Annotated in this window: 1 protein-coding gene; it reads right to left on the bottom strand. The window is 75.5% G+C overall.

The window, feature by feature from the left end:
• Positions 1–24 precede the first annotated feature (24 nt).
• Entirely contained in the window at positions 25–20,469 is a 20,445-nt protein-coding gene (locus QFZ75_RS00380) for a non-ribosomal peptide synthase/polyketide synthase (protein ID WP_307533114.1), read from the bottom strand.
• Positions 20,470–20,477: the final 8 nt, after the last annotated feature.

Raw genomic sequence — 20,477 nt, forward strand, 5'->3', positions numbered from 1 at the left:
GCTGTCGTGGGTGGGCTGTCGTGGTCACAGGCTTTCCCGGGCGTGCCGGGCGATGTGGCGCAGTGCTTCGGTGAACTCCTCGGCGACACGTCGTACGGTCGCCGGGTCGGCCGTCCCGGAGCGGTGGTGCCAGGTGAAGGCGAGGCGCCCGTCCCTCACCGCGCCGACCACCTCCAGCGGGTGCGAACCGCTGTCCCGGGGGTCGTGGTCCTGGCCGAAGGAGCCGTGCTCGGCACGCACCAGGCCGCCTTCGGGGCCGGCGGGGCGGGCGTCCCACTGGCCGAGGTAGTTGAAGACCACCTGCCCGTGCGCGGCGGCGCCCAGCCGTTCGCGTACCTCGGGCGGTCCGAAGGTGCGCAGAGCGCCGAAGCCGAGCCCGTTGCCGGGTACGGAACGCAGTTGGCGGCGTACCGACTTCACCAGGGCGCGCCAGTCGCGGGCGGGCCCGGGGCGGTGCGGTTCGGACACCTGGAGGGCGACCGGGTGGATGGTGGTGAACCAGCCGACCGTGCGGGAGAGGTCCACGTCGTCGAGCAGGTCCTCGCGGCCGTGCCCTTCGAGGTCCAGGCGGACGCGGTCGCTTCCGGTCCAGCGGGACAGCGCCAGGGCCAGCGCGGCCAGCAGGACGTCGTTGACGCGGGTGCGGTAGGCGGCCGGCGCGGCGCGCAGCAGTGCCGCCGTGTCCTCCTCCCCGAGCTCGACGGTGAGCGCGCCCGCCTCCCACGCGCCCGCGCCGGACCCGGCACCGACCGGGAGCTGTTCGGCCGTCACGGCCTCCTCCCAGTAAGCCAGTTCGTGGTCCAGGCCGCCCTCGGTGACGTGCCCGGCGAGTCTGTGGGCCCAGTCGCGGAAGGAGGTGGTGCGCTCCCCCAGGTGGACGGGGCCGCCGCTCACGGCCTGCCCGTAGGCGGCCTCCAGGTCGTCGGCGAGGATGCGCCAGGACACGGCGTCCACCACGAGGTGATGGGCGACCAGGAGAAGGAACGTCGAGCCGTCGCCGCCGCCGCGTTCTTCCGCCGCGGGGGCGTTCCCCCGGCCCGCGTCGGAGACGTTCCCGCCGCCCGCGCCGGTGAACAGGGCCGCCCCCAGCAGCGGGCCCCGGCCCAGGTCGAAAGCGGTGTGCAGGTCGTCGGCGGCCCGCTTCATGGCCGCGTCGGTCTCCTGCGCCGACAGGCCGGACAGGTCGTGGCGGACGAGGAGCCCCCTGGTCTCCTGCGGCGGCGGGTTGAACTGGTGCCAGCCGTCGGCGTCCCTGGTGAAGCGCATGCGCAGCGCGTCGTGGTGTTCGAGCAGGGCGTCCAGGGCGGTGCACAGGGCGGCCTGGTCGGGCGCGCCGTCGAGTTCCAGCAGTGCCGACTGGTTGAAGTGGGTGTGGTCGGCGCGCGGTGTGGTCAGGAACCACTCCTGGATCGGGGTGAGGGGCACCGCACCGGTCGCCGGGCCGTCGCCGGTGTGCTCGGGAGCCGTGCCGACGACGGTGGCCAGCTCGGCGACGGTCTGGTGGGTGAACAGGTCCCGGGTGGCCAGGTGCAGGCCCTCGCGCCGCAGCCGGGAGACCACCTGCATGCTCAGGATCGAGTCGCCGCCGAGGTGGAAGAAGTTGTCGTCCACGCCGACGTCCGCCACGCCGAGGACATCCGCCCAGACGCCGGCGATGCGTCGTTCGGTGTCCGTACGGGGTGCGGTGCGCGGGCCCGTCGCGGCGGTGTGCTCCGGTCCCGGGGCGGGCAGGGCCCGCCGGTCCGTCTTGCCGTTGGGCGTGAGCGGCAGCCGGTCCAGCGGTACGAACACGGCCGGCACCATGTGCGGGGGCAGCAGCCCGCCGAGGTGCTCGCGCAGTGCGGGGACAGGCAGTCCCCCGGTGGCGTCGGCGGTGGGGACCACGTACGCCACCAGCCGTCCGGGGCCGGCGGACGGCTGCCCGTGCGGGCCGTCGGTACGTACGACGACCACCGCGTCACGCACGTGCGGGCTGCGGCGCAGCGCGCTCTCCGTCTCCCCCGGTTCGATGCGGAAGCCCCGCAGTTTGATCTGGTCGTCGGCGCGGCCGACGAAGCGCAGTGCGCCGTCGGCGCCCCAGCGCACCTGGTCGCCGGTGCGGTACATGCGTTCTCCCGCCGGGCCGAACGGGTCGGCGACGAATCGCCGGGCGGTCAGACCCGGCCGGTGGAGGTAGCCGCGGGCCAGTCCGGGCCCCGCCACGTACAGCTCCCCCGTCACGCCGGGCGGGACGGGCCGCAGGGCCGCGTCGAGGACGTACACGCGGGTGGCGCCGGCCGGGCCGCCGATCGGCGGGGCGCCGTCCGTCGGGACCAGCGGACCGGTCCAGGTGGCGATGACGGTGGCCTCGGTGGGTCCGTAGGAGTTGATCATCCGGCGGCCGGGCGCCCACCGTTCCACGAGATCGGCGGGGCACGCCTCGGCGCCGACGATCAGGGTGCGCAGGTGCGGCAGGTTCCCGGCGGTCTCCGGTGCCACGGTGGCCAGCGCGGCCGGCGGGATCAGGGTGTGGCTGATGCGCCGCTCGGCGAGCGCCTCGGCGAGCCGCTCGCCGATCAGCGGCCCCTCCTCCCCCGTGACCAGGGTGGCGCCGCTGAGCAGGGAGACGCACAGTTCGAGGACGGAGGCGTCGAAGCTGGGCGAGGCGAACTGCAGCACCCGGTCGCCGGGCCCCGCCGCGTACCGCTCGGCGGCGGCCGCGGCGAAACCCGCCAGGCCCCGGTGCGTCACCGTGACACCCTTCGGGGTCCCGGTGGACCCGGAGGTGTAGATGACGTACGCCGGATGGTCGGGGGTGAGGGCGGTGGTGCGGTCGGCGTCGGTGGGCGCGGTGTCCGGGCCGTCCGCCACCCACACCTGCGCCGGGTCGTCGAGGACCACCCGGGCGCCCGCGTCGCGGACCATGAACTCCTTGCGCTGCTCGGGGTAGTCCGGGTCGACGGGCAGGAAGGCGGCGCCCGCCTTGGCGACGGCGAGCTGCGCCACCAGCGTCTCGGCGGTACGGGGCAGGGCGAGGGCCACGACGTCCTCGGGGCCGGCTCCGCGGGCGATCAGGCGGTGGGCGAGCCGGTCGGCGGCACGGTCGAGTTCGGCGTACGTCAGCTGCCGTCCGGTGTCCTCCAGGGCAACGGCGTCGGGCGTGGCGGCCGCCTGGCGTTCGAACAACTGCGGCAGTGTCGCCACCGGTACCGGTCGGGCGGTGCCGTGCCCCTGCTCCAGCAGGGCCTTCAGTTCCTCGTCGGAGGCGAGCGGCAGGGCGCCGAGGGGACGCCGCGGGTCGTCGGCCACAGCGGTCAGCAGGGTGGCGAGCTGGTCGGCCAGGTGCTCGGCCGTGGCCGCGTCGAACAGGTCGGTGTTGTAGGTCAGCAGGCCGTCCAGCGCGCCGGAGTCCGTCTCGGCGAACTCCAGGGTGAGGTCGAACGCGGCGTGCTGGAGCTCCGTCTCGACGCCCGACACCTCCAGGTCCGGCAGTTCGAGGCCGGCGGCCGGGGTGTTCTGCAGGACGACCATCACCTGGAACAGCGGGGTGCGGCTGGTGTCGCGCACCGGGCGCACCTCGTCCACCACCTGTTCGAACGGCACCTCCTGGTGGGCGAAGGCGTCGAGCACGGTCCGCCGGACGTCGTCGAGGAACTCGGTGAAGGGACGCTCGGTGTCGACCCGCGAGCGCAGCACCAGGGTGTTGACGAAGAAACCGATCAACTGCTGGATCTCGGCCTGGTCGCGGCCCGAGGTGACGGTGCCGACGGCGACGTCCCGGCTGCCGCACAGCCGGGCGAGGAAGGTCTGGGCGGCGGCGACCAGCGTGGTGAAGAGGGTGGTTCCCCGGTCCCGGCCCACCTGTCCGAGACGGCGCGCGGTGCGGGGCGGCAGGGTGAGCCGGGCGGTCGCGCCGGACCGGGTACGGATCGGCGGCCGGGGCCGGTCGGTGGGCAGGTCAAGGGGCTCGATGCCGCTCAACTGGTCTTTCCAGTACGTCAGCTGTCGCCCGCTGCCGCTCGCGGTGCGCTGCCAGTGGGCGTAGTCGGCGTACTGCACCGGCAGCGGCGCCAGCGGCTCGGTGGCCGGGTCCAGTTCGGCCCGGTAGAGGTGGGCGAGGTCGCCGGTGAGGACGGCGGTCGACCAGCCGTCGGTGACGATGTGGTGCAGCGTGAGGGTCAGGACGTGCTCGTCGTCGGCCAGCCGGATCAGGCCGGCCCGCAGGAGGGGGCCCTCCCGCAGGTCGAAGGGCAGGGCGCGGTCGGCGGCGAGGCGCTTCTCCAGCCGGGCCGTGCGGTCGGCCCCGGGCAGCTCGGACAGGTCGTCGAGCGGCAGCGGCACCTCCCGCGGCGGGTGGACGATCTGCACGCCCCGGCCGTCCACGGTGTCGAAGGTGGTACGCAGCGACTCGTGCCGGGCCACCAGCCCGCCCAGGGCCGCCGCGAGGGCCCGCGCGTCGAGCCGGCCGCGCAGGCGCAGCGCCAGGGCGGTGACGTACTCGGTGCCGCCGGGCGCGAACTCCTCGAGGAACCAGAGGCGTTGCTGCGCGTACGACATCGGTGCGGCCGTGTCCCGGGCCACCGGTACGACGGCGCAGCGCGCCTTGTCGGCGCTCCGGTCCCCGGTGAGGAGTCCGGTGAGCGCGGCCGGCGTCGGGTGGGTGAACACGTCGCGCGGGGAGAGGGCGGTGCCGAACTCCTCGGCCAGGCGGGAGGCGAGGCGGATGCTGAGGATGGAGTCGCCGCCCAGGGTGAAGAAGTCGTCCTCCACACCGGGGAGTTCCCCGCCGAGCACGTCCGCGAAGACCTCGGCGGTGCGGCGTTCGGCGTCGGTGCGCGGTGCGCGGCGCGTGCCCCGTCCCGGGCCGGTGTCCGCCTCCGGTGCCGGGAGGGCGGCGTGGTCCACCTTGCCGTTGCCGCTCAAGGGCAGGGCCGCCAGGGCGACGAAGGCGGAGGGCACCAGGTAGTCGGGCAGCGAGCGGCGAGCGTACGCGCGCAGCTCCTCGGGGTCGGGTCCGGCCGGGCCGACGACGTAGGCGATCAGGCGGCGGACACCCGGCCGGTCCTCGCGGACCACCACCGCCACGTCCGCGACGCCGGGGTGGGCCGCCAGTGCGGCCGCCACCTCGCCGGGCTCCACCCGGAAGCCGCGGATCTTCACCTGGTCGTCGGCGCGGCCCAGGAACTCGACCGTGCCGTCCGGGCGGCGGCGGGCCAGGTCGCCGGTGCGGTACATCCGGGTGCCGGGCGGACCGAGGGGGTCCGCGAGGAAGCGGCGTGCGCTCTCACCGGGGCGGCCCAGGTAGCCGCGTGCCACGCCCTCGCCGGCGACGTACAACTCGCCCGTGCAGCCCGGCGGGACGGGGCGCATCCGGGAGTCGAGGACGTGGACCCGTTTGTCGTCGAGCGGTCGGCCGACGGGGACGGTGTCGGGGACGGCCGCCGCGTCGTCGAGGGTGTGGGACGTGGCGAAGGTCGTGGTCTCGGTCGGCCCGTAGCCGTCCACCACGGTCAGGCCGGGGCAGGCGGTCAGTACCCGGCGTACGGCCGTCGCGGGGACCACGTCACCGCCGGTCCACACCTGGCGCAGGCCCGCGAAGCAGTCCGGCGCGTCCTGGGCCAGGAGCCGGAAGAGACCGGCCGTCAGCCATACGGCGGTCAGCCCGCCGTCTGCGGGTCCGGCCGGTTCGGCGCCGCCGACAACGCCGGCCGGTTCGGCGGCGTGGGCGGGTCCGCCCGGTCGGCCGTCACCGGCTCTCGTGCCCGCAGCGGTCAGCCGCCGCAGCAGGGCCGCGTCCACCGTCCCCCGGGGGGCCACGACCACGCGGCCGCCGGTCAGCAGGGGTGCCCACACCTCGAAGGTGGCGGCGTCGAACGCGACTGGCGAGTGCAGCAGTACGCGCTCGCACACGCCGTCGGCGAAGCGGCTGTCGGAGGCCAGCGACGCCACGTCGCGGTGGCGCACGGCCACGGCCTTCGGCAGTCCGGTGGACCCGGAGGTGAACATGACGTAGGCCAGCCGGTCGGGATCCGCCGGCCAGACGGCCGTTCCCGTCAGGGGGGCGTGGCGGGCCGCGGCGACCTCCTCGGCGGTGAGCCGGGCCCGGACACCCGCCTGCGCGAACATCGTCCGGCGCCGCTCCTCGGGGGCACGGCCGTCCATGGGCACGTAGGCGCCGCCCGCCTTGAGGACCGCGAGCTGGGCGACGACGAGTTCGGCGCAGCGGTCCATGAGGAGGGCCACCCCGTCCTCGGCGGCCAGGCCGCCGTCGAGCAGCCGGGACGCCAGCCGGTCGGACCAGTCGGCGAGTTCGCGGTAGGTCACCCGCCGGTCGCCGTCGCTCAGGGCGAGGGCGTCCGGGGTGCGGCGGGCCTGCTCGGCGAACAGGTCCACCGGGCTGCGCGGCTCCGTCCGGCGGGCGGTGGTGTTCCACTCCCGCAGCAGTCGCCGGTCGTCGGCGGTGAGCGGATCGAGATCGCCGATGTCGCCGTCGGCGTCGATGCTGTCGGCGAGCAGGGTGAGCAGGACGGCCAGGCGGTCCGTGGCCCGTTCCACCGTGGCGCGGTCGAAGAACGCGGGGTCGTAGGCCAGGTCGAAACCGAGCCGGTCGCTCAGGTGGGCGCGCAGGCACAGCGGGAAGGTGGTGGCGTCGTCGGCGCGTACCTCGGCCACGCCCACGCCCGTCCGGGCGGCGGCCGACTCGTCGACCGGATAGTTCTCGAACACGACCATGCTGTCGAACAGGGCCTGCCCTGCCGGGACTTCGGTCAGTGCCTGGATGCGGGCCAGGGAGAGGAAGTCGAAGCGCCGGTCCTCGCTCTGCCGTTCCTGCAGGTCGCGCAGCCGGCGCAGGGTGCTCCCGGCGGGAAGGCGCACCCGGGTGGGCACGGTGTTGATGAACATGCCGATCATGGTGTCGACGCCGGGCAGTTCGGCGGGCCGTCCGGAGACGGTCGTGCCGAACACCACGTCGTCGCGCCCGCCGCAGCGGGCCAGCAGGAGTGCCCAGGCGGCCTGCACCACGGTGTTGACGGTCAGTCCGGCGCGGGCGGCCGTCTCCCGCAGCCGCCGTGACGCGTCCTCGTCGAGTTCGTGGTGGACGGACTCGGCGGAGCGCGCCCGGTGTGCCTCGGCGGGGGTGCGGTCGTAGGGCAGCGGGGTGCGCTCGGTGACCCCGGCGAGGGTGCCGGCCCAGTGGCGTTCGGCCGCGCTCTCGTCCTGTTCCCGCAGCCAGTGCAGGAAGTCGGTGAACGGCCGCCGGACGGGCGGGGCGGTGTCGTGGCCGCCGGTGAGCGCGGCGTGGCGCTCGCACACCTCGGTGAGCAGCTGTCCGGTGCTCCAGCCGTCGAGGACGAGGTGGTGGGAGGACCACAGCAGCAGGACCTCGTCACCGGGCAGGGCGGCCAGGGTGATCCGGGTGAGGGGCGCGCTCGTCAGTTCCAGGCCGGCCGCCCGGTCCTCGGCGAGCAGCCGCTCCGTGGCAACGGCGCGCTCCTCGGCGCCCAGGGTCCGCCAGTCGAGGTGGGTGACGGGCAGTTCCACCCGGTGGTGGACGACCTGGACGGGGTGCGGCAGGCCCTGCCAGTGAACGCTGGTGCGCAGCGCCGGGGTGCGGTCGGCGACCTGCTGCCAGGCCGCCGCGAACGCCACCGGGTCGGCGACTCCGGTCAGTCGTACGGCCGTGCGGTCGAAGTAGGCCCCGGCCGTGTCGACCAGGCCGTGGAAGAGCATGCCGGACTGCAGGGGTGTCAGCGGCAGGACGTCCGCCACCTGCCGTCCGTCGCCCACCAGCAGGTCGAGCTGCCGCTGGGAGAGGCCGGCGAGGGGGAAGTCCGACGGGGTACGGCCGCCGGCGCCGGGGTCCGCGCAGTGGGCCACGATGTCGAGCAGCGCCGCGCACATCTCCTCGGCCAGGTGCCGCACGGTGGACTCGTCGTAGACGGCGGCCGGATAGGTCCAGCCCAGTTCGAGCCGTCCCTCCTGGACCACGCCCGTGATGTCCAGCAGGTAGGGGCGGGTCTCGTCCGGGTCGGTGTCGCGGCCGGCCGGTGCGAGCGCCGCCCGGTACAGCCCGTCCCCGGTGCCGCCGCCCGCGTCCCAGCGCCCGTGGTAGTTGAAGCCGACCTGTGGCCGGGGGGCGCCGGCGAGCGGGCTGTCCGGCAGGAGGTGGCGCAGGGCGCCGTGGCTGAGGCCGTGCAGCGGCACCGCGCGCAGCTGCTCCTTGACCGAGCGCAGGGTGGTGCGCCAGTCGGCGTCGGGCGCGGCGGTCAGGGCGAGGGGGAACTCGGCGGTGAACCAGCCGACGGTCCGGGACAGGTCCAGGTCGTCGAACAGGTCCTCCCGGCCGTGGCCCTCCACCCCGACGAGGACCGTGTCGCGCTCGCACCAGCGGGCCAGCGTGCGGCCCAGGGCGCTGAGCAGCACGTCGTTGACCTGGGTGCGGTAGACGTCGGGGACCCGGCGCAGCAGTGCCTCGGTCTCGTCCGGTTCCAGCGCCACGGTGACGGTGGCGGCGGTGGCGTGGGTGTTGGGGCCGGGCCGTCCGGCGGGCAGGCCGGCGGGGGCGCCGGCGGTGCGCGTCCAGTGGGGCAGGTCGGTGTCCAGGGCGCCGGACCGCGTGTGCTGTTCCAGGCGCCGGGCCCAGCGGCCGTACGCGGTGCCCGCCGGGGCGGGTTCGGCGGGACGCCCGGCGGCGGCGGCCCGGTGGGCGGTCTCCAGGTCCCCGAGCAGGATGCGCCAGGAGACGCCGTCGACGACCAGGTGGTGGACGGTGATCAGCAGGTGGGCGGGGCGCTCCGGGCCCCGGTCGAACAGCAGGACGCGCACGACCCGGCCCTCGGTGGGGTCGAGCGACGCCTGTGCGGCGTCCGCCGCGCGCTGCACCCCGGCCTCCAGTGCCGACGCGTCCGCGTCCGCCACGTCGTGGCGGGTGAGTACGCCGTCCGGGGCCTGCGGCAGGACTTCCTGACGCCAGCCGTCCCCGGAGTGCCGGAAGCGGGTCCGCAGGGCCGGATGGCGGCCCACGAGGGCGTGGACCGCCTGTTCCAGTGCCGGCAGGTCGGTGCCGGCGGCCAGTTCCAGACGCTGGGTCATGGTGAAGCGCATCGCGTCACCGGGGCGGCGGCCGTCGAGGTACCAGCGCTGGATGGGGGTGAGCGGTGCCTCGGTGGGCGCGGTGTCGTCCGTGCCGGCCTCCGGCCGGGGCGCCGACTCGGCCATGCGCAGGGCGAGTTCGGCGACGGTCTGGTGACGGAACACGTCCTTGGTGGTCAGGGCGAGGCCCGCCCGGCGGGCGCGGGAGACGATCTGGATGCTGAGGATGGAGTCGCCGCCGAGCGCGAAGAAGTTGTCCCGGGCGCCGACCCGTTCCACGCCCAGCGCCTCGGCCCAGATGGCGGCCAGTCGCTCCTCGGCGCCGGGGCGGGGTGCCACGTACGGTGTGTCGCTGTCGGGCCGGAAGGGCGGTGCCGGCAGTGCGCGGCGGTCGGTCTTGCCGCCGCTGGTGCGCGGTATGCGCGCCAGCGGCACGAACGCGGCGGGCACCATGTGGTCCGGCAGGGTCCGGCGCAGGCGTACCCGCAGGTCGTCGCCGGAGGGGGTGTGTCCCGCGGCGGGTACGACGTACGCCACGAGCACGGTGCGCCCGGCGTGCTCGCGGGCGGTCACGGCGGCGTCGGTGACGTCCGCCAGCGCGAGCAGGGCGGCCTCGACCTCGCCGGGCTCGATGCGGAACCCGCGGATCTTGACCTGCTCGTCGGTCCGGCCCAGGAACTCCAGCAGCCCCGACGTGTTCCAGCGGGCACGGTCGCCGGTGCGGTACATCCGCTCCCCGGGCGCCCCGAACGGATCGGCGACGAAGCGGGCGGCGGTCGGGCCGGGCCGGTTCAGGTAGCCGCGGGCGACCTGCGCCCCGGCGAGGTACAGCTCGCCGGGTACGCCGGGCGGGACCGGGCGCAGGGTGCGGTCGAGGACGTGGGCGCGCAGGTTGCGGCCCGGGCGGCCGATGACCGGGCGTCCGGGATGGTCGGCGCAGCGGCCGTAGACGGCGTCGACGGTGGTCTCGGTGGGGCCGTACATGTTGTACGCGGTGACGCCGAGGTCGTCCTGGGCGGCGCACAGTTCGGCCCAGATGTCGGGGCCGGCCGCCTCGCCGCCCACCAGCAGCAGGCGCGGGTGGTGGCGGCCGGGGGCGAGGAGTCCGGCGGCGAGGAGTTCGCGCAGGAAGGACGGGGTGACGTTCACCAGGTCCAGTTCCCGCCGGTCGATCCGGGCGCAGAACGCCTCCGGGTCCAGGCGTACGTCCTCGTCGACGAGGTGGACCTGCTGGCCCAGGGCGAGCAGCAGCGGCCCCTCCCAGGAGGTGTCGAAGGAGAAGGAGGCGCTGAGCGCGGCCCTGAGCTGTCGCCCGTCGGCGGTGTGCGGGGCGACGAGTCCTTCCCGGTGGTCGTGGCAGAGGTTGGCCAGGTGGCGGTGTGCGACCGTGACGCCCTTGGGGCGGCCGGTGGAGCCGGAGGTGTAGACGATGTAGGCGGCGTTGTCCGGGTGCAGCGGAGCGAGCCGGTCGGCGTCGGCGGGGTCGTGGGACGGCAGTTCGTCCCACGGCGTCCCACGCAGGGCGTCGGCGGTCAGGACCGTGCGCGGCGCGGTGTCCGCGAGGAGGAACGCGACGCGCTCCTCGGGCAGGTCCGGGTCGAGGCAGAGCAGGGTGCCGCCCGCCTTGAGCACGGCGAACACGGCGACCAGCAGTTCCGAGGTGCGCGGCAGCCGGACGGCGACCACGTGCTCGGGGCCGACGCCCAGCGTGATCAGGTGGTGGGCCAGCCGGTTGGCCCGCTCGTTGAGGGCCGCGAAGGTGAGCGTCGCGTCCCGGGCCACCAGGGCGGTGGCGTCCGGCGTGCGTGCCGCCTGTGCCTCGAACAGGGTGGGGAGGCCGGTGTCCGGCGTGGGCAGGTGGCCGCCCTGCCACGCGTCGAGCACCTGCCGCTGTTCGGCGGTCGTCAGCAGGGGCAGGGCGCGGACGTCCCGGTGCGGATCCGCTGTCGCCGCCTCCAGCAGCAACCGCAGCCGTACGGCGAGCCGTTCGGCGGTGTCCGCGTCGAACAGAGCCGTGTCGTACTCCAGGTGGCCCGTCACACCGCCGTCGCTCTCGACGAAGTCGAAGGCGAGGTCGAAGGCGGCGTGCCGGACGGGCGGCATGAGCGGTTCGACGTCCAGGCCCGGCAGGCCGGGTGCCTCGGCGCCCAGGTTGTGCAGCGCCACCATGACCTGGAACAGCGGGGTGCGGCTGGTGTCCCGTTCCGGCTGGAGGGCGTCCACCAGTTTCTCGAACGGCACGTCCTGGTGGGCGAACGCGTCCAGGACGGTGGTGCGGACCCGCTCCAGCAGCGCCCGGAACGACAGTCCGGGCTCCACCCGGTTGCGCAGCACCAGGGTGTTGACGAACATGCCCACCAGGTCGTGGAGTTCGGGTCGTTCACGGCCCGCGGTGACCGTGCCGACGGCGATGTCCTCCTGGTCCGTCCAGCGCGAGAGCAGGACCGTGCAGGCCGTCAGGAGCGTCATGTAGAGGGTGGCGTCGGCCTCGCGTGCCGTCGCGCGCAGCCGTTCGGTGAGCGCGGCGGGGAGCGTGAAGGTCACCAGGGCGCCGTCCCGGGTGCGTACGGCGGGACGCGGCCGGTCGGTGGGCGGCTCCAGCGGGGTGATCCCGTGCAAGGTGTCGCGCCAGTAGGAGAGCTGGTCCTCCACCTCGTCGGCACGGGCGCGCTGCCAGGCGGCGAAGTCCGCGTAGCGGACGGGCAGCCGGGGCAGCAGGGGTGCGCGGTCCTCGTGGGCGGCCGTGTACAGCTCGCCCAGGTCCCGGCCGAGCACGCCGGCCGACCAGCCGTCGGTGGCGATGTGGTGGACGGCCAGGAGCAGGACGTGCTCGTCCTCGGCCAGGCGTGCGAGGCGGGCGCGCAGAAGGGGGCCGGTGCCCAGGTCGAAGGGGCGGGAGGCCTCGCGTCCGACGAGGGCGTCCAGCCGGTCGCGGGCGCCGGTGAGGTCGTCCAGCGGTACGTCCACCGGGTACGGCGGGTGCACGGTCTGCCGGGCGCGGCCGTCCTGTTCGGCGAACGTGGTGCGCAGCGCCTCGTGCCGGGCGACCAGTCCGTCGAGGGCGGCGCGCAGGGCGTCGGTGTCGAGGGGGCCGCGCAGGCGCAGTACGGACAGGGTCGTGTACTCGGTGCCGCCCGGCTCGAAGCGGTCGAGGAACCACAGTCGCTGCTGCGCGTACGACAGCGGCGCCGGGGTGCCGGGGTCCGCGGCCGGGATGACGCCGGCCGGTGCGGTGCCGTCCTGCGGCGGGTCGCCGAGTGCGGCGGCCAGTGCGGACAGCGTCGGGTGGGTGAACAGCAGCCTGGGTGAGACCTCCGTGCCGAAGGCGGTACGCAGCCGCGAGACGACCCGGACGGCGAGGATCGAGTCGCCGCCCAGGGCGAAGAAGTCGTCGTCGGCCCCCACCTCGTCGGTGTCGAGGACGTCCGTCCAGGCAGCGGCGACCGCGCGTTCGGCGGGCGTGCGCGGCGCGGTGCGCCCGGCATCGGTGGCGAAGCCGTCCGGTCCGGGGTCGGGCAGGGCGCGCCGGTCCAGTTTGCCGTTGGCGGTCAGTGGCAGCGCCGCCATCGGCACGTAGGCGGCGGGCACCATGTGCGCGGGCAGCAGCCGCTCCAGATGGGCGCGGAGGCCGGCGGCGGACGGCGGTTCGTCACCGGCCCGGCCGACGACGTGGGCGACCAGCCGACGGGTCCCCGAGCCGTCCTCGTACACGCCCGCCGCCGCGTCGCCGACGTCCGGGTGGGTGTGCAGGGCGGCCTCGATCTCGCCGGGTTCGATGCGGTAGCCGCGGATCTTCACCTGCTGGTCGGCGCGGCCCAGGTACTCCAGCGTGCCGTCGGCCCGTCGGCGGGCCCGGTCGCCGGTGCGGTACATCCGCGTCCCCGGCGCGCCGAACGGGTCGGCGGGGAAACGCGTCGCGGTCAGGCCGGGCCTTCTCAGGTAGCCGCGGGCCAGGCCCTCCCCCGCCACGTACATCTCGCCGACGGCTCCGGGCGGTACGGGGGCCAGGGTGTCGTCGAGGACGTGGACCCGCAGGTCGGGTATGCCGGTGCCGATGGGGCTCGCGGCGCCGGTGCGGGCCGTCGTGCGGTCCAGCGGCTGGTAGGTGACGTGGACGGTGGTCTCGGTGATGCCGTACATGTTGACCAGGCGGGGCGCGGTGTCGGGGTGGCGGGCGTACCACTCGGCGAGCCGGCCGACGTCCAGGGCCTCGCCGCCGAAGACCACCGTGCGCAGGGCCAGGCGTGCGGCGAGTTCGGGGTGTTCGGCGTCGGCGCGGGCCAGCGGGTAGAAGGCGGACGGGGTCTGGTTGAGGACGGTGACGCGCTCGTCGGCGAGCAGCCGCAGGAAGTCCTCCGGGGAGCGTGCGGTGTCCTCGGGGACGACGACGAGCCGGCCGCCGTGCAGCAGGGCGCCCCACAGTTCCCACACGGAGAAGTCGAAGGCGTAGGAGTGGAACAGCGTCCACACGTCGCTCCCGTCGAAGCCGAACCAGGGACGGGTCCGGGTGAACAGGCGTACGACGTTGGCGTGCGGGACGACCACGCCCTTGGGGCGGCCGGTCGAGCCGGAGGTGTAGATGGCGTAGGCCGGGCTCTCCGGCAGGGGGCGGCGGGGGTGGTCCGGGCCGGTGGCCGGGCGGCGGGCGAGGTCGGCCCGGACGCCGGGGTCGTCGAGCGGCACGAGCGGGACGGTGGCGGCCCGGAGGCGGCCGGCGGCCCCGGTGGTGGTCACCAGAGCGACCGGAACGGCGTCCTGCAGCAGGTGGGCGACGCGTTCGGCGGGCAGTTCCGGGTCGATGGGCAGATAGGCGGCGCCCGTCTTCAGCACGGCCAGGACCGCCACGACGAGGTCGGCCGAGCGGGGCAGGGCGAGGGCCACGAACCGCTCGGGTCCGGCGCCGGCCGCGGCCAGCCGGTGGGCCAGGCGGCCGGCCGCCGCGTCGAGCGCGGCGTAGTCGAGGCGGTCGGTGCCGCAGGTGACGGCCGGGGCGCCGGGGGTGCGGGCCGCCTGGGCCTCGAACAGGTCCACCAGGGTGTCCGCCGGCCGGCCGTGCTCGGTGCCGTTGAGGCCGGCCGTCATCCGGCGGCGTTCCGCGGCGGTCGTCCAGGCCAGGGCGCGCAGGGGCCGGTCGGGGTGCTCGGCGATCTCCGTGAGGAGCAGGCGGAGCCGGCCGGCGAGCGCGCGGACGGTGCCGGTGTCGAACAGTTCCGGGTCGTGGGCGAGGTCGAAGCCGAGCCGCTCACCCTGGTAGGCGCGCAGCACCAGCGGGTAGTTGGTGGCGTCCCGGGAGGTGACGTCCACCAGCCGCACTCCGGAGCCGGAGGTGCGGGCCGCGTCGAAGGGGTAGTTCTCGAAGGCGACCATGCTGTGGAAGAGCGGGGTGCCGGACGGCACGTCGCTCAGGGCGGTCAGCCCGGCCAGGGAGGCGGCCGCGAAGCGTCGTGACTCGGCCTGCGTCTCCTGGAGTTCGCGCAGCCAGGCGGCGGCCGGGCGGTGGCCGTCGACGCGGACGCGGGTGGGCACGGTGTTGATGAACATGCCCACCATCGACTCCACGCCGGGCAGGTCGTCGGGGCGGCCGGAGACGGTGGTGCCGAACACCACGTCCGGCTCGGCGCTGTACCGGGACAGCAGCAGCGCCCAGGCGCCCTGCACCACGGTGTTCACAGTCAGTCCGGCGTCGCGCGCGGTGCGGGCCAGCGTCGCGGACACCGCGTCGGACAGCTCGGTGGTGTGGACGTCCGCCGAGCGCGTCTCGTGCGCGCCGGTCAGGGGGCGGTCGACGGGCAGGGGGGTGGGAGTGGCGAACCCGGCGAGGGATTCCCGCCAGTGGGCCCACGCGGCCTCGGCGTCCTGGCCGGCCAGCCAGCGCACGTAGTCGGCGAACGGCCGGCGCACCGGCGGGTCCGGCTCGCTCCCTGCGGTGAGCGCCGCGTACTCCTCGCACACCTCCGTCAGCACCTGGGCCAGGCTCCAGCCGTCGAGGACCAGGTGGTGGGAGGTCCACAGCAGATGCAGCCGGGCGTCGGGCAGCCGGACGAGGGTGAGCCGCATCAGCGGTGCCGAAGCCAGGTCGATGCCCCGCGCGAGGTCGTCGGCGCGGAGCCGGTCGAGGCGGCCTGCGCGTTCCCGCGGGTCCGTGTCCCGCCAGTCGAGGTGGGTGAGGGGCACGCGCACGTCCCGGTGCACGACCTGGAGCGGCACGGGCACGTCCTGCCACACCACCGAGGTCCGCAGCGCGGGGGTGCGGTCGGTGACCCGCTGCCAGGCCAGGCCGAAGACGTGCGGGTCGGCCACACCCTCCAGGAGCAGGGCGGCCTGGTCCACGTACACGTCGTCGGGGCCGCCGACCAGGCGGTGGAAGAGCATGCCCTCCTGGAGCGGGGTGAGCGGGAGCAGGTCCTCCACCGCGCGGCCGTCGCCGACGAGGTGGTCCACGGCGCTCTGGTCCAGGCGGGCGAGGGGGAAGTCGCAGGGGGTGCGGCCGCCCGCGCCGGGGCGGGCGCAGTGGTCGGCGATCGCGGTCAGCGCCGCGACCATGCCCCGCGCCAGCTCCCCTACGGTGTCCGGCTCGTGGACCTGGTCGCTGTAGTGCCAGGTGAGCTCCAGTTCGCCGTCGGCCACCACGGCGGAGATGTCGAGCAGGTGGTCCAGGGGTTCGTCCGCCGCCATGTCCCGGCCGGGCACGTCGGCGGCCGGTGCGAAGTCCGCCCCGGCGGTCGTCTCCCACCGGCCGTGGTAGTTGAAGCACACCTGGGGCAGGGGCAGGTCCCGCAGGGCGCGGGCGGCCGGGTCGGGCGAGCCCAGCCGTGCCAGTGCCTCGTAGCCCAGTCCGCGCCGGGGCACGGCCCGCAGCCGTTCCTTGACGGCCTTCAGCGTGCCGCCCCAGTCGGGTGTCTCCCGTGTTCCGGCCGGGGTGAGGGTGACGGGGTACTGGGAGGTGAACCAGCCCACCGTGCGGGACAGGTCCGGCCCGTCGCCGGACTCCTGTCCCCCGCTCGCCGCCTGTTCCTCGCGCCCGTGGCCCTCCAGGGCGACGGTCACGCGCTCGGTGCCCGTCCAGTCGGCGAGAACCCGGCTCAGCGCGCCGAGCAGGACGTCGTTGACCTGTGTGCGGTAGGCGGCGGGCACCCGGCGCAGCAACGCCGCGGTGGTGGCGCGGTCCACCCGGGTGTGGACGGTGCGCACGGTCCCGGCGAGCGGGGTGCCGGGGCGGTCCACCGGCAGCGGGGTGCGGGGTTCGGCGGTCTCCGCGGTCCAGTACGGCAGGTCGTCGTCCAGGCCGCCGTCCCGCACCAGGCGGGAGAGGTGCGCGGCCCAGCCGGTGAACGGCGTGGCGACGGGCTCCAGATGGACGGGCTCACCCGCCGACGCCTGCCGGTAGGCCTGTTCCAGGTCGCCGAGCAGGATCCGCCAGGACACGCTGTCCACGGCCAGGTGGTGGGCGGTGAGGAACAGTTGGGGGCGTCCACCGGGCGGGGGCAGGAACAGGGCGGCGCGGAGCAGGGCACCGGTCGCCGGGTCCAGGGCGGCGCGGGCGGCGTCGGCGACCGCGCGGCGGGTGTGCGTGAAGTCCGCCGCGTCGGACAGGTCATGACGGGTCATCAGTCCGGTGGCCGGTCCCTCGCCGGGGTGCTGGCGCCAGGTGTCACCGGTGCGGGCGAAGCGGGTGCGCAGCGCCAGGTGGTGGGCGGCCAGTGCCTCCACGGCGCGTTCGAGGGCGGGTGCGTCGACGTCGTAGGGCAGGTCGAGCAGCATCGACATGCTGAAGGGCCGCAGGCCGCCGTGCGGGTCGCCGTGGGTGGCGGCGTACCACTCCTGGACCGGGGTCAGCGGGGCGGGCCCGTCCTCGCGCACCGGGCGGGGGGCGGGCGCCGCGGCGGTGCGCCGGGACGCCGCTGCGGCCAGGTCGGCGACGGTCTGGTGGCGGAAGACGTCCTGCGAGGTCAGGTGCAGGCCGGCCGCGCGGGCGCGGGAGACGGCCTGGATGCTGAGGATGGAGTCGCCGCCGAGTTCGAAGAAGTTGTCGGTGACACCGACGCGCGTGACGCCCAGCACCTCCGTCCAGATGCCGGCCAGCCGCTCCTCGTCGGGGGTGCGCGGCGCGACGAACTCCCGCTCGCGCGGGGCCGCGTCGAGGTCGGGGACGGGCAGGGCCCGGCGGTCCAGCTTGCCGCTGGTGGTCAGCGGCAGCACGTCGAGGACGGTGAACGACGACGGCACCATGGGGGCGGGCAGGACGCGCCGGCAGGCGTCCCGCAGCCGCGTGGCGGTGGGCGGTTCCGCGCCCGCGCCCGGTACGACGTAGGCGGCCAGCCGCAGATGGCCGTGCGCGTCGGCGACCGCGACGACCGCGGCGCCGGTGAGGTCCGGCAGGTCGAGGAGGGCCGCCTCCACCTCACCCGGCTCGATGCGGTGGCCGCGCACCTTCACCTGGTCGTCGACCCGCCCGAGGTAGTCGAGACGCCCGTCGGCGGTCCAGCGCGCCAGGTCGCCCGTGCGGTACATACGGGTCCCGGGCGGGCCGAACGGGTCCGCGGTGAACCGGGTCGCGGTCAGGCCGGGCCGGGCCGCGTACCCGCGGGCCACCTGCTCGCCCGCCAGGTACAGTTCGCCGCCGACGCCGGGGGGCACCGGCCGCAGGAAGCCGTCGAGGACGTACGCGCGGACGCCGGGCAGCGGCCGGCCCACCAGGGGACGCCCGTCGCCCTCGATACGGCAGACCAGGGCGTCGACCGTGCACTCGGTGGGGCCGTAGAAGTTGTACGCGGCCACGTCCCGGTGGCCGGCCAGCTCGCGCCACAGGCCGGGGCCGATCGCCTCGCCGCCGAGCATCAGGACGCGCGGGTGGTGGCGCGGGTCGGTGAGCAGTCCGGCGGGCAGCAGCTGGCGCAGGTAGGACGGGGTCAGGTCGAGGAAGTCGATGCGGTGCTCGACGACGTACTCGACCAGCGCGGCGGCGTCGAGCCGGGTCGTCTCGTCGACCAGGTGCAGCGGGTGGCCGTCGGCCATCAGCAGCACGCCCTCCAGCGAGGTGTCGAAGGAGAACGACGCGGTCAGCGCCACCCGCAGCGGGCCGCCGCCCGCGTCGGCGACGAAGCCCTCGCGGTGTGCGGCCAGCAGGTGGGCGAGCGAGCGGTGGGTCACGGCGACGCCCTTGGGGCGGCCGGTGGAGCCGGAGGTGTGGATGACGTACGCGACGGTGTCCGGGTCCGCGGGTGCGACTGCCGGAGCGCTGTCCGGCAGGGTCCCGGGCACCGCGCGCAGCGCGGCCTCGTCCAGCACCAGGGCGGGGCGGACGTCGTCGAGCAGGAACCGGACGCGTTCCTCGGGCAGGGCGAGGTCGAGGGGCAGGTAGCCGGCGCCGGACTTCCAGACGGCGAGCATCGCCACGATCATGTCGGCGGTGCGCGCGAGCCGTAGGGCGACCAGGCGTTCGGGGCCGGCGCCCCGGGCGAGGAGGTGGTGGGCGAGCCGGTTGGCCCGGGCGTCGAGCGTCGCGTAGTCGAGTCGGTCGTCCCCGGCGACCAGGGCGGTGGCGTGCGGGGTGCGGTCCGCCTGCCGGGCGAAGAGCTCCGGGCAGGTGACGGAAGGGACGGCGGGGGTGACGGGGGTGACGGGGACGGCCGGCGCGGTGGCGCTCCACTCCCGCGTGATGCGCAGGGCCTCGTCCGGGCCGAGCAGGGGCAGTGAGTCCAGCGGGCGGTCCGGTGCGGTGGCGGCGCCCTCCAGGGTGCGCAGCAGCTGGTCGGCCATCCGTTCGGCGGTGGCCGGGTCGAACAGGTCGGTGCGGTACTCCAGCAGCCCGGTCAGCCCCTGCTCGCCGGTGCCACTGGTGCCGTCGGTGCCGTCGGTGCCGTCGGTGCCGTCGGTGCCGTCGGTGCCGTCGGTGCCGTCGGTGCCGTCGGTGCCGTCGGTGCCGTCGGTGCCGTCGGTGCCGTCGGTGCCGTCGGTGCCGTCGGTGCCGTCGGTGCCGTCGGTGCCGTCGGTGCCGTCGGTGCCGTCGGTGCCGTCGGTGCCGTCGGTGCCGTCGGTGCCGTCGGTGCCGTCGGTGCCGTCGGTGCCGTCGGTGCCGTCGGTGCCGTCGGTGCCGTCGGTGCCGTCGGTGCCGTCGGGGACGAACTCGATGCTGAGGTCGAAGGTGGCCGCCTGCCGGGGCACGGCGACCGGAGAGGCGGTCAGGCCGCGCAGGGCGGGGGCGGCGGGCGGCGCCGGGTGGAGGAGGACCATCACGTCGAACAGGGGGTTGCGGCCCGCCTCGCGGGTCACGCCCACGGCCTCCACCAGCCGCTCGAAGGGCGTGTCGCCGTGCGCGAAGGCGTCGTTGACGGTGGTCGCGGCGGCCCCGAGCAGGTCGCGGAAGGAGCCGTCGGTGTCCACGGGGGTGCGCAGGACGACGGTGTCGGCGAAGAAGCCGACGGTGCGTTCGAGATCGGTGCGGGAGCGGCCCGGTGTCAGGGAGCCGACGGTGATGTCGTCCTGACCGGACCAGCGGGCCAGCAGGGCCTGGCAGCCGGCGACCAGGGAGGTGAACAGGGTGGTGTGCTGCTCGGCCGCCAGCTCCCGCAGCCGTGCGGCGATGGCCGCCGGCACGGTGAAGGTGTGCACGGCGCCCGCACCGGACTCCGCACCGTCGCGGGGGCGGTCCAGCGGCAGCCGCGAGGGGACGGCGCCCGCCAACTGCTGGGACCAGTAAGCCAGTCGACGCTCCAGTCGGGGACCGGAGAGCTGTTCGCGCTGCCACGCCGCGAAGTCCGGGTACTGCGTCGCCACCGGTTCCAGCGCGGGCGCCGCACCGCTCGCCAGGGCGTCGTAGGCGGTGCACAGTTCCTCCAGCACGACCCCCATCGACCAGCCGTCGGTGATGATGTGATGGGCCGTCAGCAGCAGGGTGTGCGCGGCGTCCGACTCGCGCAGGAGCAGCGCTCGCAGCAGCGGGCCGGCGCCCAGGTCGAAGGGGCGCTCGTACTCGGCGAGCAGGGCCGTCTCCAGGGCGTGCGCCGGTGTGCCGGTCACCGGGAGCGGCACCGGGGCCGCCGGCCGTACCGCCTGCGCGGGCCGCCCGTCGCTCTCCTCGAAGGTGGTGCGCAGTGCCTCGTGCCGCTCGACGACGGTGTCCAGGGCGCGGGAGAGGGCGGTGCGGTCGAGCGGGCCGGTCAGGCGCAGGGCGACGGCACTGTTGTAGCGGGCGTCGCCGGGGCGCAGCCGGTCCAGGAACCACAGCCGTTGCTGGGCGAAGGACAGGGGCAGCGGCCGGCTGCGGTCGGCGGGCGGGATGCCCAGGCGGGCGGTGGCGCCCGGGGTGCTCCCGGTCCGGCCGGCGAGGCGGCGGCGCAGCGCCTCCTGGAGGTCCTGCGGCAGGGCCTGGGTGCGGTCTCGCTTCGAAGACGTCATGGTCTGCC

Source organism: Streptomyces sp. V3I8, assembly GCF_030817535.1.
Lineage (GTDB): Bacteria > Actinomycetota > Actinomycetes > Streptomycetales > Streptomycetaceae > Streptomyces.

Excerpts from the sequence above, each read along its gene's own strand:
- QFZ75_RS00380 (WP_307533114.1), bottom strand. The coding sequence starts at position 20,469 with ATGACGTCTTCGAAGCGAGACCGCACCCAGGCCCTGCCGCAGGACCTC.